The organism is Microbulbifer maximicatervae (SeqCode), from assembly GCF_052467505.1.
Window position 1 is genome coordinate 481,205 of the sequence record NZ_CP174313.1, and the last position, 15,346, is coordinate 496,550.

A 15,346-nucleotide genomic window follows, 5' to 3' on the forward strand; every position below is an offset into this window, starting at 1 on the left:
GGCTGATATCTGTGACAGCAGTCACATGAATATCCAAAGCGAAGTCAAGTGTCAACGGTTATTAAGTAAGAATTGTCAGCTTGAGATGGTTGTTCACAGAAAACTTATTGTCGGGCTGTTTAAAAATTATTCGAAGCATAGCTGAGTGGGAGTTTATTTTGGCTGAGTATGATTTTGATCTGTTTGTTATTGGTGCCGGCTCTGGTGGCGTGCGTGCAAGTAGGATGGCTGCTGCACAAGGAATGAAGGTCGCTGTGGCTGAAGACCGCTATATGGGGGGGACCTGTGTAAATGTAGGTTGTGTTCCCAAAAAATTATTTGTTTATGCGAGTGGTTATTCCGCAGGCTTTTCTGATGCTCGAGCCTATGGCTGGAATAGTGCGGGAGTTGAGTTTGACTGGCCAACACTGCGGGATAACAACGCAAAAGAAGTTGCTCGACTCAATGGGATTTATCGCAATTTGCTGGATAACTCTGGGGTGGAAACCCTAAATGGCAGAGCCAGCATCAAAGGTCCTCACAGTGTTGTTGTTAACGGCAAAGAAATTACTGCAGAGCGTATTTTGGTGGCGACAGGCGGATGGCCATTTATTCCGAATATTCCGGGACGGGAATTTGCGCTGACTTCCAATGAAGTTTTCTCAATGGAAAACTTTCCCAAGCGAGTTTTGGTTGTTGGTGGGGGTTATATTGCCGTCGAATTTGCAGGTATCTTTGCTGGTCTCGGCGCGAACGTGCACCTCTCTTATCGAAGAGATTTATTCTTGCGAGGATTCGATCGGGATATTCGCACTTTTGTTCGCGATGAGATGCAGAAGAAAAATATCGATCTAAAGTTTAACCACAACGTTGTTTCTATTGAGAAGCTTCAGGATGGCAGCTTGCTCGCTCATGCCGATGATGGTTCCAGTATTAATGTAGATATGGTGCTTTACGCTACTGGGCGCGTAGCAAATGTTGAAGGGTTGGGGCTAGAGGAGCAGGGTGTTGTCTTGCACAAGGATGGCACAATCTCTGTGGACGATAATTTTAGAACTAGTGTGCAGTCAATCTATGCACTGGGAGATGTAACGGGTGAGCCTCAGCTTACTCCTGTTGCCTTGGCGGAGGCTATGGCCTTGGTTAAGCATTGGCGCACTGGAGAGACGGCTGAAATTGACTATAACAACATTCCTACAGCGGTTTTCTGTCAACCGAATATCGGAACTGTGGGGTTGTCCGAAGAAGAGGCGCGGGACTCTGGACTCGACGTCACTATTTATAAGTCGGAATTCAGACCAATGCGTCACACTGTGAGTGGGAATACAGAGCGGACATTGATGAAGCTGGTTGTAGATGCGTCCAACGACAAGGTGATTGGCGTGCATATGGTTGGCGATGACGCAGGGGAGATTATTCAGGGGATGGCCGTAGCACTTAAGGCAGGAGCTACCAAAAGCACCTTTGATTCAACGATTGGAATTCACCCCACCGCTGCTGAGGAGTTTGTAACTATGAGAACTCCAGTTGCAGGTTAGGTGCTGTTGTTACGCTGTAGATATAAGTTGCAGTTGTGAATAATGAAAAAGGCGGCATTTTGCCGCCTTTTTTGTGACTCCCAGTTTTTAGCTGGGTTCTTCTACAACCTCTTGTAGGGCTTGGTGCCGCCGTGTTTTCTTGCGTTCACTACGCTCTTTCAGGCAGCGCTCGGCGGAGGCGAATGTGTCGTTTACCGCTCGGTGTATGGATTCGTTTTCACTACTAATAGTCACGGGATTGCCACTAATCGCAAGCTCTAGTGATGCCTTGAAGTGTCTGCCTTTAGTTTTGTGTTGATGGGGAGCTTCGAGGACTACGCGACTATGTATGATGTCGCCACAATAACGTTCCAGCTTGTTTAACTTCTTGGATACGGTAGTCGCCAGGGCGGCTGACTTGTCGATGTCGCGGAACACAATGTTATCGTTAGGCGCTGATTTCATGGGCACATACCTCCGGTTAAAAGAAACCATGCAGGCCGCTGTTGCGGTTTGCTGTAAAGAAGGTAGGGCGCCCTAGTGGGAGGGTTCGAGGCTGCAGTTGAAGCGCCGAGCTGCCGGAATCGCAACGATTGTTTGCTGACAAAGCAGCTTAGGGTGTTTTACGTCCGGGTCGGGTTTCCGCTGAGTCCAGCGATCTTCTCCCTGGTATCCATAATGCTTCCGCCAAAAAAAAAATCAAGCGCTATCGCAGAAAAATTTCATATAAATTTTGGAGTGGTGTCACTGTGGTGACTCAATATTGTGGATTTGAAGGTTTATTGATCAGCTAGTTGGCTCAGGTGAACGCAAGGTCATTGCTCATAGCTTGCTCCCTGCGTAAAATTGACCATATTGCGCAGTAGCTTCACTCTGTCGTAGATTCAGAGTCGCTGCGCTTCCAAAACACGAAACACATCAATTCGAGAAATGGGTTCACGACGATGGCGGTAAAGCGGTGTTGCTCGCTCCTTTTGGCGGGCTTAGTAGTTATGGGTGGGGCAGTGGCACAAGCGCAGACGCCCCTCACGGCGGAGAAGAACCGTCTTGCGCGATTGGAACAGTCTCTTGAAAATCGGAGTGTTGGGCTCGAGGATGTCGAAAATGAGCTGCTCTCCTACGAATATAAGCTTGAGCAGGCCCAGAAATCTCTCGATGACCTGCGCCTGGAATACGAGGCGAGTCGCCAGGAGCTCAATCAAGCGACCCGGGCTCATGAGTCAACCCCCAACTCAGATACTGAGCGTCGCCTGAAGAAGGCTAAGCATGCCTTCGCTATGGCGGAGAGAGGTGTCGATAGCCGTTCACGTCGTCTCGAGTTTATTAAAGAAAATCATCAGCAGCTTCAACAAAAACTGGCTGAAGAAAAGCAGGCAATTGCTGATGCCAAAGCTAAGATTTCTGCCCAGCAGGATAAAATTAGCAAGATGGTTGAGGATATGCTGGCAAAGGCTGAAGCGTCCGAGAGAAGGGCAGCTATGGCGCGAGCTGCTGCTACTAATGAGAAACCAAAACCCCCGCAAATTCAAGCTCAGGTCGAGCCGCCAAAGCGCGAGGAGCCCGCTAAAAAAGTGGAAGCTGTTGCTAAGCGAGAGATCGATGCCGACTTGTTGGATTATGTAAAGCGGGAAACAGCACGCCTGAGTGATCTCCTGGCTGACGAAGAAGGTAACGATAGAAAAACGTTCCGGGATCTTGAGTTGCGGCCAATTGGGGGGGAAAGAGTACCCTTTGAGTTTTTGGGGGAAAATCAATATCGCTTGGTGACTACCGTTGAGTCAGGTCGCCAAACTTATAAAATTAACACTTGGAAATTCCGCCGTACAATTCCGGCTGAGGATGATGGGGCTCGCTATGTCTTTATTTTTGATGCGCGTCGCCTGTCTCGACCAAGATTGGTTATGTACCCAGAGTATGTGCTGTCAGAATTGAATTAATTGTTCAGTGAACAAGTAAATAAAAAAGCGAGTCTAAGGCTCGCTTTTTTGCTTTTGGGGTTCCAGAAAACAGATTTTACCAGTGGAGAGGAGTTTTACCGCGACTGTAGAATAGTTGTTAGTAGGGGGGTGTAAAGGCTTCCTGTCGGGCTTGGTTGACTTTGGTAGAGAGTAATATTGTTAATTGTTATTGGGTGTTCTAGGTCGACTGGAGAAAATCCGTGAAATTGTTTCCTGCTTCTGCACAGGGTGATATGTGGGCGATAGCGCCGGTTTTCTGTCGGTATGGATAGGCTCTCTGCGAGGCTTTTGACGGACATATGCAAGGTCGCCAATTGTTTGGTGACTGTGATTTCTGCGGCGATTAGATGAGCATCATTGCCTGGGAAGGTATCAAGTTTAAATAGGCGAGTTTTCGTCTCAGTTGTGTTTCGAGCGATTGAGGTCAGGCCGGTTTTTAGTGGCGGTATTGTTTTTATTGGAATCTGGCCTAAAAAACAAAGGGTGATATGACGGTTCTTATAGGTTATCAAGCGGGTGCTGGCTAAGGATGAGGCGCTTTGTTTTTCCGTGATGAAGCTCGTTAAATAATTTAAAAATTCTTGTGTTGTTTTATCCAGCTGGATGCCGATAAAGATTCGACAAGTGGGCTCTAAAGGTTTTTTGTGATTTTTTGGCATAAAATTTATCTGTCACCCTTGAATTAGAAACCTCTGCCCATATCTCTGTTGTACAGGTGGTAGCTTCAATGAAAAGTGCCCCTGGATAGAGTCCGGTCATTTGACGGACGTGGTTTTAAATATTGCTCTGAATTGAGGATATGATAATGCGTAATTTTGATTTCTCTCCACTTTATCGCTCTGCAATTGGTTTTGACCGTATGGCCAGTCTGCTCGATGCAATGACCACAAGCGAGCAAAAGCAGCCTTCCTACCCCCCTTACGATATAGAGCTGACTGGTGAGGATAGCTACCGAATTTCCATGGCTGTCGCCGGCTTTGAGCAGTCTGAACTCGATATTCAGGTAGAGCAAAATCGTTTAGTGGTTAGCGGTACTAAGCCAGAAAGTAATAGCCAGGGAAATTATTTACACAGGGGTATCGCCGCAAGAAATTTTGAGCGGCGCTTTCAGCTCGCCGATCACGTGAAAGTGACCGATGCAAAACTGGCTAATGGGCTGTTACATATAGAATTGGTACGCGAAATACCTGAAGCGATGAAGCCGCGAAAAATTTCGATTACAGAAGGTAATGTGCTGCAGCACAAAGGGAGTGAGACTAAGCCCACTGCTGCAGTAGCGTAAGTTGTCACTTCATTGCCCGCTGTGCCGCCAAAGTGCGGTACAGCTTTACCATCAGGATAAATTCCGCAGTTATCATCAGTGTGATAACTGCGCGCTCGTTTTTGTGCCGCAGCAGTACCATCTGACACCTGAAAAAGAGAGAGCTTATTACGACCTCCATGAGAATTCGATGGAGGATGACGGTTACCATCAATTTCTTAGTCGTTGCGCGCAGCCGTTACTGAAAGAGTTGAATGGAGTCTGTCATGGCCTGGACTTTGGTTGTGGCCCGGCGCCTTTATTGGCCAGAATTATGGCGGAGAGTGGGCACCGGGTGGACCTGTATGATCACTTTTACATGCCGGCCAGAAAGGCGCTGCATAGGAGCTACGATTTTATTGTCGCTACAGAAGTGATCGAACATCTTGTGAGGCCGGGAGAGGAGCTTGAAAACCTTTGGCAAAGGCTTCGCACGGGGGGGGTTATGGCCCTGATGACGAAACTGGTTATTTCTGCAGAGCGCTTCGCCAATTGGCACTACATCAGAGACCCTACACATATTTGCTTCTTTAGCGTGAAGACATTTGAATGGTTGGCTCGGTCACTCGGTGCCGAGCTCCAGTTTGTTCACAGCGATGTTATTTTTCTAAGAAAATTAAGTATTGACCCTGAATAGCTTGGCTCGCACCGTGGTGCGGTATTCACTTGGAGTTGTTGCCAGGAATTTTTTAAATAGCGCTGTGAAATGTCCCATATCCTGATAACCAACTTTTTCAGCAATTTCATTGACCGATAAATTGCTTGATTGTAAAAGCTCGCGCGCCATGTCAACCCTGACATTTTGCAAATACTGCAATGGTGTCTGTCCTGTAGCAAGTTTGAACCGGCGATTGAACGATCGCACGCTCATATCGAAAAGTTGTGCCACTTCGCTAAGGCGTACCTCGGTATTGCAATGTTCCTTGAGCCAGGCCTGGGCTTGAACGATATCTTCGTCTGGGTGTAAGTGAACAGATCCTTCTGAGTAGGCTATCTCTTCAAATGGGCGGCGAATTTCGTGAGAGAAATTGCGCTCTACATGACTGGCAATGGCCGGTCCATACAGTTGGCGGATCATATGAACCGTTACGTCAGCGAGGGCATTGACGCTGGCCGCGCAGAAAAGTTTGTCTGCCTGGGTAATAAAATACTGACGTTTTAATTTTACCTCTGGATAGTCTGAGCTAAATTGATCAAAATAATGCCAGTGGGTGGTTGCAGGTTTTCCGTTAAGGAGGCCCGCTTCGGCCAAAAAGCAAACTCCGGTACCCACAGCACTAATTGCAGCTCCTTGTTTTTCCTGTTGGCGCAGCCATTCCAATATTTTTCCGCCTCGCTTAAGGGCGGGGCGGGGGTTGCGCCACATGGTCGGGATGTAGATTAGGTCGCTATCTGGTGCGTCGCTAAGAGCGACATCCGGTTGAAGGGTAAACCCGCAGCGGGTATTTACTGGTGCCCCATCCAAGCTGGCGGTCACCAGTTTTAGGCTGCCCTTGATGCCCTCAACCCTGGCGCGACTCTCCGCACCGCGGAGCATCTCAAGTGGGAGAACGGTACCGGTTGCCAGCATCTGGTCGATAAGTAGAAAAGTTACTGTTCGCATTACACATCTATGCGCACTTGCGCTATTGGCCAAAACACTCAATTTTGCTGGCCAGTATGCCCATAACTGGACAGAATCGCCACCCCCTACACTCGCATCTCTTATTTTTATAGTGTTAAGTGCTTGGCTGGAGGTCAGGATGCAGCGCCTTCCCGTAATCACCGCATTCGGTGGATTCAACCCTGCTGGACGTAGTTCTTTCCATAGGGGGTACTCTCGCCTCGTGCTAGATAAACTGGGTAAGGAAGAGAGGGATAGCACTCTTTCCGACCTGGCCGCCCTGATGGGCTTGCGTACCGGAGACAACGCTGAAGGCATTTTGGACCCTGCCCTTGAGCGGCAGGTGTTGGATGGTACTTTGGTGCGCGAACTAGAGAGTCGCTATTACGACTACCGCAAGTGCCATTTCCATCAGTCTGCCCAGCTCGCAAACCCCCAGGGCCTGACATTCGAAATCTCCACCCGGCAGCTTCCGCAGCCTGTGCCAGCTCATTGGTACTTGGAGCATATCCAGGGCGGCAGGGTTCGGGTCACCACAGCTGAGCTGTCAGTTTTGTTGGATAGCCACCGCGAGATAAGTGTGGCTGCTGCCGGCCAGCTCCCAACCGGATTTGAACCGAGCACTAAATATAACTCTCGATTTCACCCGAGGGGACTGCAGTTGGCCCTCTTGGGTGCATCAGATGCTGTGCAGTCTTTGGGGGTTGATTGGGATACCGTTGTATCTGCGGCTGGGCCGGGAAATATTTCACTCTATGCCGCCTCGGCAATGAGTCAGCTGGACCCATTTGGCAACGGTGGTCTATTGCAGTCCCGCCTGCGAGGTGGTCGCGTAAGCTCTAAACAACTGGCGCTTGGTTTAAATAGTATGCCAGCGGATTTTGTTAACGCTTATGTGCTCGGAAATGTCGGCTCTACTGGCGCTGTTGCCGGTGCTTGCGCAACCTTCTTGTACAACCTTCGCGCTGGTGTTGAAGATATTCGTTCGGGTAGAGCGCGGGTCGCTGTAATTGGTGCGGCTGAGGCGCCCCTTGTGCCTGAAGTTGTCGATGGCTATTCAACGATGGGTGCTCTTGCCACTACTGAGAATTTACGCAAGCTTTTCCCTGGTGAGATTGATTATCGACGCACCAGTCGCCCGTTCGGTGAGAACTGTGGTTTTACCTTGGGTGAGGGTACCCAGTGGGTCATCTTAATGGATGATGCTTTGGCGCTTGAGTTGGGTGCTTCCGTATATGGTTCGGTTGCCGGTGTGTTTACCAATGCCGACGGTACAAAAAAATCGATTTCTGCGCCGGGTCCCGGGAATTACCTGACGATGGCCAGGGCAATGGCGGAGGCGCGGGCAATTGTGGGTGAGGATAGTTTGCGGCGTCGCAGCTTTGTGCAGGCCCATGGCTCCAGTACGCCGCAAAATCGGGTTACTGAGTCCGCCATTTTTGATCGTTTGGCCGGCGCATTTGGCATTGCCGAGTGGCCGATTTGTGCGGTCAAGGCCTTTTTGGGGCATACCGTCGCTTCAGCCAGTGGAGATCAGTTAGTTACAGCGTTAGGTGTATTTGATCGCGGCATTCTCCCTGGAGTGACTACCGTTGATCACATCGCCGATGATGTTCATTGTAAGCATTTGGATATTTCCCTTGAGCATACCGATAGGGGCAGGGGTGCGCTTGATTTAGCGTTCTTAAACTCGAAAGGTTTTGGTGGAAATAATGCGACGGCAACAATTTTGTCCCCGCAGATCACAAAATCAATGATGGAAAAGCGTCATGGCAAATCGGCCAGTGTGACGTCTCAAGCGTTGAACGAGAAGGTTGTAGAGCAGAGTGAAAAGTACAACGCCAAGGCTTCTCGTGGTGAGCTTGATGTTATTTATCGATTTGGTGAGGGCATGATCAATGAAAGTGAGATCACTATCTCAGAAGAAGAAATTTGTTTACCCGGAATGCCGCCGGTGAAGTTGCCAAATGGAAATCCCTTTGAAGATATGGTGTGATTGGCTTTTACATAATACCTCAATTTCGGTGATTTTTACCTGAGGGGAGATTGCACAAAAGGAGCTAATGGGGAGCATGGATGATCCTGAAGAGGATGTTGGCGCCCGCTTGAAAATGGTGCGCCACATTTACGGTATCTCACAGAGGGAGTTGGCGAGACGGGCTGGGGTAACCAACGCAACAATTTCTTTTATTGAATTGGGGAAGGTTAGCCCTTCCGTAAGCTCCTTAAAAAAAATATTGGGCGCCATTCCTATGTCGCTAACCGATTTTTTTTCCTTGGAAATATCGGGCGCAAAGCAAATTTTTTTTCGCGGAAATGAAGTGCCTGAGATCGGTCATGGCTCTGTGTCCTGCCGTTTGTTTGGAGGGGCAAAGGTAAACTGCGGCATGTCGCTATTGTGGAAAGTATTTCCGGCTGGGGATGACACCGGCTTTTCTCTCGAGTCTGCTGAGGGGGAGATTGGTGGAGTGGTTGTCAGTGGTGACCTGGAGGTTACGGTTGGCTCCGACTTTGCCCTGCTGAGTGCCGGTGATGGGTATTATTTTGATGCTCAGCGTCCGCACCGCTTTCGAAATACAGGTCGCTGTGACTGTGTAGTTGTCAGCGCAATGATGCCGGCTTATGGGCATCCCGACCTTCAAGAGCCCAATTCCTGAAAGATGGTTTAGAAAAGAGGGAGTTCGTGCCAAGTGGCTGATAAGGCAGCACGATCCGAGATAGACTAGCCCAGCTTTAATTTCTCTCTGTTCGCAAACTGGCGAATTTCTGTACTTTGGCACTCCTGGTGCCACTCCATTTGTAAGAAATAGTATTCAAACAATCGTTTGAATCTGGCTATACTACGGCTGACCAAATTGGGCCTAAGTGTCACCGCGCTGTGCGGGGCGGCCCTTGGTTGCACAAAAATTCCGACCCCGGGCCCAGGATCGCGGCCCAGAATAAAAGAGGTCAATCAATGTTATTTAGTGGCAAAGCGCTCACGGTACAGATGCTGGATAACGGCATCGCCGAGCTCAAATTCGACCTGCAAGGCGAATCCGTCAATAAATTTAACCGTCAGACGGTTTCTGAATTCTCCCAAGCGCTGGATGCTATCGAAGCAGCGGATGGTGTAAAAGGTGTACTGCTGACCAGCGGTAAAGGCGTCTTCATTGTTGGTGCTGATATCACTGAGTTTGGTGGTGCCTTCTCTGCAGGTGCAGAGGGCGTTGCTGATCTGATGAATCAGAACAACGAAAATATCAACCGCCTGGAAGACCTTCCGGTACCGACTGCGGTAGCAATTAATGGCTACGCGCTTGGCGGTGGTTTTGAGGTGTGTCTTGGCTGTGACTTCCGCCTGATGGGCGAAGAGGCCAAAGTTGGCCTTCCGGAAGTTAAGCTGGGTCTGATTCCGGGCTGGGGTGGCACTGTTCGCCTGCCGCGTGTAGTGGGTGTTGATGTTGCTGCTGAGTGGATTGCAGCGGGTAAGGAGCAGAAGCCTGCCGCCGCTCTGGAAGCTCACGCTGTCGATGCGGTGATCCCCACTGCCAAGCTCAAAGATGCAGCGGTCAAGCTGCTTGAGCGCGCTATTAATGGCGAGCTGGACTACAAAGCCATTCGCGAGCTGAAGAAATCTCCAATCCCCTTGAATGATACTGAAGCGCTAATGGCCTTCTTTACCACCAAGGCATTTGTGGGTCAGCAGGCGGGTAAAAACTACCCCTCTCCCGTAGCTGCGGTTGAGTCAATCGAGCAGGGCTACAAGCTGAGCCGTGATGAAGCGCTGAAAATCGAGCAGGAGAAGTTCATTTTCTGCGCGCAGACCGGCACTGCGAAGTCTCTGGTAGGGCTGTTCCTGGCTGACCAGGCAATTGGTAAAGTTGCCAAAGGTTGGGAGAAGAAGGCCGATAAGCCGATTGAGCGTGCGGCAGTACTGGGTGCTGGCATTATGGGTGGCGGTATCGCTTACCAGTCTGCCTACAAAGGCACTCCGATCAAGATGAAGGATATCGACCAGAAGGGTATCGATCTTGGTCTGAATGAGGCGAACAAGCTGCTGTCCAAGTTGGTTGATCGCAAGCGCCTGACCCCCGTTAAAATGGGTGAAGTGCTCAACCGTATCGAGCCTACCTTGAGCTACGACGGCTTCAACGATATCGATGTTGTTGTGGAAGCGGTGGTTGAAAATCCCAAGGTGAAGCACGCAGTATTGAAAGAAGTGGAAACCAAAGTAAGCGAAGACACTGTCATCGCTTCTAATACCTCCACTATTTCTATTAACCAGCTGGCTGAGCCGCTCTCTCGTCCGGAGAACTTCCTCGGTATGCACTTCTTCAACCCAGTGCACAAAATGCCGCTGGTTGAGGTGATTCGCGGAGAGAAAACTTCCGACACAGCTGTAGCTCGCGTTGTTGCCTACGCAAACAAGATGGGCAAGAAGGCTATTGTTGTACGCGACTGCCCTGGATTCCTGGTTAACCGCGTTCTCTTCCCTTACTTTGCCGGTTTCTCCATGCTGGTGCGCGATGGCGCTGACTTCCAGGCCGTTGATAAGGTGATGGAGCGTTGGGGTTGGCCGATGGGCCCCGCTTACCTGATGGACGTTGTCGGTATCGATACCGGTGTTCACGCAGAAAGCGTAATGGCTGAAGGCTTCCCCGATCGCATGGGTAAAACCTTTACCGCCGCTTCCGACGTTATGTATGAAGCGGGTCGTTACGGCCAGAAGAACAACAATGGCTTCTACAGCTACGAGCAGGACAAAAAAGGTCGCCCGAAGAAAGTGGCTACTGAAGAGTCCTACGAGCTGCTTAAGCCGCACGTTGCTGAACGTCGCGAGTTTGAAAAAGACGAAATTATCGAGCGCATGATGGTGCCTATGGCAACCGAACTGGCTCGCTGCCTGGAAGAGGGTATCGTGGATTCCCCAGCTGAAGCTGATATGGCGCTGATCTACGGCATTGGCTTCCCCCCGTTCCGCGGTGGAATCTTCGCGTGGCTGGACAGCATTGGTCTGGATGAATTCGTGAAGATTGCCGATAAGTACGCCGATCTGGGTGAGCTGTACAAGCCGACCGATCGCATGCGTGAAATGGCCGCAAGTGGCAAAACCTACTACGGCGACAAGTAAGGAGAATAGCGATGAGTTTAAATCCTAGAGATGCCGTAATCGTCGACTACGCGCGTACGGCCATGGGTCGCTCGAAGAATGGCGTATATCGCCATGTTCGCGCCGATGATATGTCCGCTGAGCTGCTGAAAAAGTTCATGCAGCGCAATGATAAGCTCGATCCCGCCGAGATCGATGACCTGATCTGGGGCTGTGTTATGCAGCGCGATGAGCAGGGCTTTAACGTAGCTCGCTTTATCCTGCTGCGCGCTGGTCTGCCACACACTATCCCGGCGCAAACCGTCAACCGCCTGTGCGGCTCTTCTATGTCCTCCCTGCATACTGCAGCTGCCAACATCCAGGCTGGCGTTGGTGATGTGTACGTTGTGGGTGGTGTTGAGCACATGGGTCACCTGAACATGATGGAGCATGTTAGCCCCAACCCAATGCTGGGTCGCTATATGGCTAAAGCTGCCGGCTCCATGGGTATGACTGCTGAATACCTGGCGATGATGCACGGTATCCAACGTCAGCAGATGGATGAGTTCGGTGCACGCTCTCACCATCGCGCTGCTGAAGCTACCAAGGCTGGCAAATTCAATCGCGAAATTATCGCTATTGAAGGTCATGACGATGACGGCGTACCTTTCCTGGTTGAGACGGACCAAACCATCCGTCCGGACACCACCGTGGAAGGTCTGGCTCAGCTGAAGCCAGCATTCGATCCGAAGCACGGTCAGGTAACAGCTGGCACCTCCTCTCAGATTACCGACGGTGCCTCTGTGATGCTGGTAATGTCCGCTGAGCGCGCTCAGGCTTTGGGTATGACTCCTATTGCTCGCGTGAAAGAAATGGCGCTGGCTGGTGTTGATCCGTCCATTATGGGTTATGGCCCGGTGCCCTCTACCAAGAAGGCGCTCAAGAGAGCGGGTCTAACTGTTGGCGATATCGACAAGTTTGAGCTGAATGAGGCATTTGCCGCGCAGGCGCTGCCGGTGCTGAAAGACCTGGATCTGCTCGAGCAGATGGATGAGAAGGTCAACCTGTACGGTGGCGCTATTGCCCTGGGTCACCCCTTCGGCTGCTCTGGCGTGCGCATTACTGGCACCCTGCTGAGCGTTATGCAGAATGAGGGCGGCAACCTGGGTGTGTCTACCATGTGTATCGGTCTGGGGCAGGGTATTACCACTGTTGTAGAGCGAGTCTAAGGAAATTAGACCCCGAAAAAAGGCGCCTTTGAGGCGCCTTTTTTTATTTTATGGGAAAAGTGTTCAGTAAAGTGTTGAAGACCCCAAAATGCTGTGGCACAATCTGCACCCCTTGTCGCGATGGGCTCTAAAAAAGTAGCGAAAGCGCTTAAATATCAAAGAGTTAGCGGCAGGTTCGATTTGGGGACGTGGTGAAATTGGTAGACACGCCAGATTTAGGTTCTGGTGCCGAAAGGTGTGGGAGTTCGAGTCTCCCCGTCCCCACCAAATTAAAAGCCTTGAAGTCCGTGTGACTTGCCCTGGAGGGGTGGGTGCGGGCTTCTTGTGTATTTGGCGGCAGCACAAAAGTATTGTTTTGGTGCTGGGCCACGAGGTTGCTGACTAAGTCTCGGTGACCCGGTATTCGTTGGCGCTGCGGCGCGATTACAGAGATAGTCTCACGAGGATAAACATGCAGGTTTCCATCGAAACTACTTCCGGTCTGGAGCGTCGCTTAACGGTCAACTTGCCGGCAGAAATTGTCGACAAAGAAGTGGATAAGCGTCTCCAGCAGGCTGCTAAGACTGTTCGCATCAATGGCTTCCGCAAAGGCAAGGTGCCGATGAAGGTTGTTCGTCAGCGCTTTGGCGCCGGCGTTCGTCAGGAAGTTCTGGGTGAGGTAATGAGCCGTTCTTTCTACGAAGCGGTACAGAAGGAAGAGGTTAAACCTGCCGGCCAGCCTAGCATCGAAGCTAAGCAGACTGCTGCTGGCGAAAATCTGGAGTACGTTGCTACTTTCGAGATTTACCCTGAAGTTGAACTCGCTGATCTGGCTGAGATCGCTGTAGAGCGTCCTGTTGCAGAAGTTACTGATGCTGACGTGAAGAACATGATCGATGTTCTGCGTAAGCAACAGTCTTCCTGGAAAGATACCAAGCGCAAAGCTCAAAAGGGCGATCGTGTTGTTATCAACTTTGTTGGTCGCAAAGACGGCGAAGAGTTTGAAGGTGGCAAGGCCGAAGGTCACCAGTTGGTACTGGGTTCCGGCCAGATGATCCCTGGCTTCGAAGAAGGCATTCTGGGCATGAAGCCCGGTGAAGAGAAAGACATTGATCTGACCTTCCCGGAAGATTACCAGGCGGAAGAGCTTCGCGGTGCTGCTGTTACCTTTAATATCAAGGTGACTTCTTCCGAGAAGCCTGAACTTCCCGAGCTGAACGAAGAGTTCTTCAAAGCTTACGGTGTTCAGGAAGGTGGCGAAGAGAAGTTCCGTGAGGAAGTTCGCAACAATATGCAGCGTGAGCTGAAAAATGCCGCTCTTAACAAAGTTAAGACCCAGATCATGGATCAGCTGTTCGAAAAGCATCCAGTTGAGCTGCCGTCCGCTCTGGTTGCCAGTGAAGTAACTACCTTGCGTGGTCAAATGGTTCAGCAGTTTGGTGGTCAGATCAAGGCTGAAGATGCCGAGCGTATGTTACCTGACACTATGTTCGAAGAGCAGGCAAAGCGCCGTGTAGTTCTCGGTCTGGTAGTCGGTGAGATTGTTAAGCAGAATGAACTTTCTGTTGATGCCGATCGCGTAAAGGCGAAAGTTGAAGAGCTGGCTTCTACCTACCAGCAGCCGCAAGAAGTGGTTGACTACTACTACAGCAACCGTGAGCTGCTGTCTGGTGTTGAGTCTGTTGTACTGGAAGACCAGGTTGTTGATCACGTACTGGCTTCAGCTAAAGTATCTGAAGTTGACAGCAGCTACGACGAAGTGATTAAGCCGCAAAAACAAAGCTAATCTCTCACTTCATTCAGGTGTAAGGTGGCGTCCGCTCAAGCGTGACGCCCCTACATCTCCTTCCTTTTTACCGGCTGGCTTTCTCTCGCCTGACCGGTTAAGCTCTGAAAACCAAATTTTTCAGCATGGGCATACGATGCCTATTCGCTGGCCTGCCGAATACGCCACAAAAGGAAGCAATGGTACCTATGGCACGAATTGATTTTCCAAAAGCTTCGATAGAGCCCTCAGCATCAGGTTTAGTTCCCATGGTGGTAGAACAAACCGCCAGAGGGGAGCGCTCATTTGATATTTATTCTCGCCTGTTAAAAGAGCGTGTGATCTTCCTGGTCGGGCCTGTAGAAGACCACATGGCCAACCTGGTTGTTGCGCAGCTGCTTTTCCTCGAGGCAGAAAATCCGGATAAGGATATTCACCTCTACATTAATTCACCGGGCGGTTCGGTAACTGCCGGCATGTCTATCTATGACACCATGCAGTTCATTAAGCCTGACGTCAGCACTATGTGCATTGGGCAGGCCTGTAGTATGGGCGCCTTCTTGTTGACTGCCGGTGCTGAAGGCAAACGCTTCGTAACACCAAACTCCCGTGTGATGATTCACCAGCCCAGCGGTGGGGCCCAAGGGCAGGCGAGCGATATCCACATTCACGCCCAGGAAATTCTCAAGATTCGTCATCGTTTGAATGAGCTCATGGCGCATCACTCTGGACGTCCAGTCAGTGATATTGAGAGGGATACAGAGCGCGACAACTTTATGAGCGCCGATGAAGCCAAGGAATATGGCTTGGTCGATGATGTATTGTCTCGCCGACAGGCATTCGATAAGTAGATTTTTCTACATTAAAAGTTTGCCGGAGGCGGATTTCAGCGAAAGTTAGTTTTTTTGACAGGCTGGCTTTCGTTGGGACTTGAAAATCACGCCA

The 15,346-nt window shown here is 50.4% G+C and carries 13 protein-coding genes and 1 tRNA gene; 11 read left to right on the top strand and 3 right to left on the bottom strand.

What is annotated here, in order from left to right:
- Positions 1-158 precede the first annotated feature (158 nt).
- Positions 159-1,517 carry a glutathione-disulfide reductase gene (gene gorA, locus ACJJIN_RS02195; RefSeq protein ID WP_413665164.1) on the top strand — a complete coding sequence of 453 codons (1,359 nt, stop codon included), beginning with the start codon at positions 159-161 and terminating at the stop codon, positions 1,515-1,517.
- 87 nt (positions 1,518-1,604) lie between these two features.
- Here the strand turns inward: gorA and ACJJIN_RS02200 are convergent, their stop codons facing one another.
- Positions 1,605-1,961 (bottom strand): HPF/RaiA family ribosome-associated protein, encoded by a 357-nt coding sequence (locus tag ACJJIN_RS02200; protein WP_413665165.1) that lies wholly within the window; start codon positions 1,959-1,961, stop codon positions 1,605-1,607.
- A gap of 539 nt (positions 1,962-2,500) precedes the next feature.
- Between ACJJIN_RS02200 and ACJJIN_RS02205 the strand changes: the two genes are divergently transcribed.
- Positions 2,501-3,433, top strand: a complete 933-nt coding sequence (locus ACJJIN_RS02205; protein ID WP_444896700.1) for a hypothetical protein — start codon at positions 2,501-2,503, stop codon at positions 3,431-3,433.
- Positions 3,434-3,528: 95 nt separating this feature from the next.
- On the opposite strand, the gene thpR is transcribed toward ACJJIN_RS02205, so the two are convergent.
- A complete protein-coding gene (thpR, locus tag ACJJIN_RS02210) occupies positions 3,529-4,113 on the bottom strand; it encodes an RNA 2',3'-cyclic phosphodiesterase (RefSeq protein ID WP_444896701.1) in 585 nt (194 codons plus the stop codon).
- Between the two features lie 146 nt (positions 4,114-4,259).
- Between thpR and ACJJIN_RS02215 the strand changes: the two genes are divergently transcribed.
- Positions 4,260-4,736: an Hsp20 family protein gene (locus ACJJIN_RS02215; RefSeq protein WP_444896702.1), complete on the top strand. Its 477-nt coding sequence runs from the start codon at positions 4,260-4,262 to the stop codon at positions 4,734-4,736.
- Position 4,737: 1 nt separating this feature from the next.
- Positions 4,738-5,391: a class I SAM-dependent methyltransferase gene (locus ACJJIN_RS02220; protein ID WP_444896703.1), complete on the top strand. Its 654-nt coding sequence runs from the start codon at positions 4,738-4,740 to the stop codon at positions 5,389-5,391.
- Here ACJJIN_RS02220 and ACJJIN_RS02225 read toward each other — a convergent pair.
- Complete coding sequence (locus ACJJIN_RS02225; protein ID WP_413665170.1) at positions 5,371-6,357, bottom strand: GlxA family transcriptional regulator; 987 nt, start codon at positions 6,355-6,357, stop codon at positions 5,371-5,373. The genes ACJJIN_RS02220 and ACJJIN_RS02225 overlap by 21 nt on opposite strands.
- A gap of 139 nt (positions 6,358-6,496) precedes the next feature.
- On the opposite strand from ACJJIN_RS02225, the gene ACJJIN_RS02230 reads away from it, so the two are divergent.
- The 7 genes from ACJJIN_RS02230 to clpP all read left to right on the top strand — a co-directional run bounded on the left by ACJJIN_RS02230 (position 6,497) and on the right by clpP (position 15,252).
- Positions 6,497-8,353 (top strand): beta-ketoacyl synthase, encoded by a 1,857-nt coding sequence (locus ACJJIN_RS02230; protein WP_444896704.1) that lies wholly within the window; start codon positions 6,497-6,499, stop codon positions 8,351-8,353.
- 76 nt (positions 8,354-8,429) lie between these two features.
- Positions 8,430-9,014, top strand: a complete 585-nt coding sequence (locus tag ACJJIN_RS02235) for a type II toxin-antitoxin system RelB family anti-toxin (RefSeq protein WP_444896705.1) — start codon at positions 8,430-8,432, stop codon at positions 9,012-9,014.
- Between the two features lie 299 nt (positions 9,015-9,313).
- Complete coding sequence (fadB, locus tag ACJJIN_RS02240; protein WP_444896706.1) at positions 9,314-11,470, top strand: fatty acid oxidation complex subunit alpha FadB; 2,157 nt, start codon at positions 9,314-9,316, stop codon at positions 11,468-11,470.
- Between the two features lie 11 nt (positions 11,471-11,481).
- Positions 11,482-12,657, top strand: coding sequence for an acetyl-CoA C-acyltransferase FadA (fadA, locus tag ACJJIN_RS02245; RefSeq protein WP_413665174.1), 1,176 nt, complete (start codon positions 11,482-11,484; stop codon positions 12,655-12,657).
- A gap of 182 nt (positions 12,658-12,839) precedes the next feature.
- Positions 12,840-12,924 (top strand) — tRNA-Leu (locus ACJJIN_RS02250).
- Between the two features lie 184 nt (positions 12,925-13,108).
- Positions 13,109-14,422: a trigger factor gene (tig, locus tag ACJJIN_RS02255; RefSeq protein WP_444896707.1), complete on the top strand. Its 1,314-nt coding sequence runs from the start codon at positions 13,109-13,111 to the stop codon at positions 14,420-14,422.
- A gap of 188 nt (positions 14,423-14,610) precedes the next feature.
- A complete protein-coding gene (clpP, locus tag ACJJIN_RS02260) occupies positions 14,611-15,252 on the top strand; it encodes an ATP-dependent Clp endopeptidase proteolytic subunit ClpP (RefSeq protein ID WP_282933430.1) in 642 nt (213 codons plus the stop codon).
- The last annotated feature ends 94 nt before the right edge of the window (positions 15,253-15,346 follow it).

Coding starts and splice junctions, on each gene's coding strand:
- fadB (WP_444896706.1), top strand. CDS start 9,314: ATGTTATTTAGTGGCAAAGCGCTCACGGTACAGATGCTGGATAACGGC.
- ACJJIN_RS02225 (WP_413665170.1), bottom strand. CDS start 6,357: ATGCGAACAGTAACTTTTCTACTTATCGACCAGATGCTGGCAACCGGT.
- fadA (WP_413665174.1), top strand. CDS start 11,482: ATGAGTTTAAATCCTAGAGATGCCGTAATCGTCGACTACGCGCGTACG.
- clpP (WP_282933430.1), top strand. CDS start 14,611: ATGGCACGAATTGATTTTCCAAAAGCTTCGATAGAGCCCTCAGCATCA.
- thpR (WP_444896701.1), bottom strand. CDS start 4,113: ATGCCAAAAAATCACAAAAAACCTTTAGAGCCCACTTGTCGAATCTTT.
- tig (WP_444896707.1), top strand. CDS start 13,109: ATGCAGGTTTCCATCGAAACTACTTCCGGTCTGGAGCGTCGCTTAACG.
- ACJJIN_RS02235 (WP_444896705.1), top strand. CDS start 8,430: ATGGATGATCCTGAAGAGGATGTTGGCGCCCGCTTGAAAATGGTGCGC.
- ACJJIN_RS02200 (WP_413665165.1), bottom strand. CDS start 1,961: ATGAAATCAGCGCCTAACGATAACATTGTGTTCCGCGACATCGACAAG.
- ACJJIN_RS02215 (WP_444896702.1), top strand. CDS start 4,260: ATGCGTAATTTTGATTTCTCTCCACTTTATCGCTCTGCAATTGGTTTT.
- ACJJIN_RS02230 (WP_444896704.1), top strand. CDS start 6,497: ATGCAGCGCCTTCCCGTAATCACCGCATTCGGTGGATTCAACCCTGCT.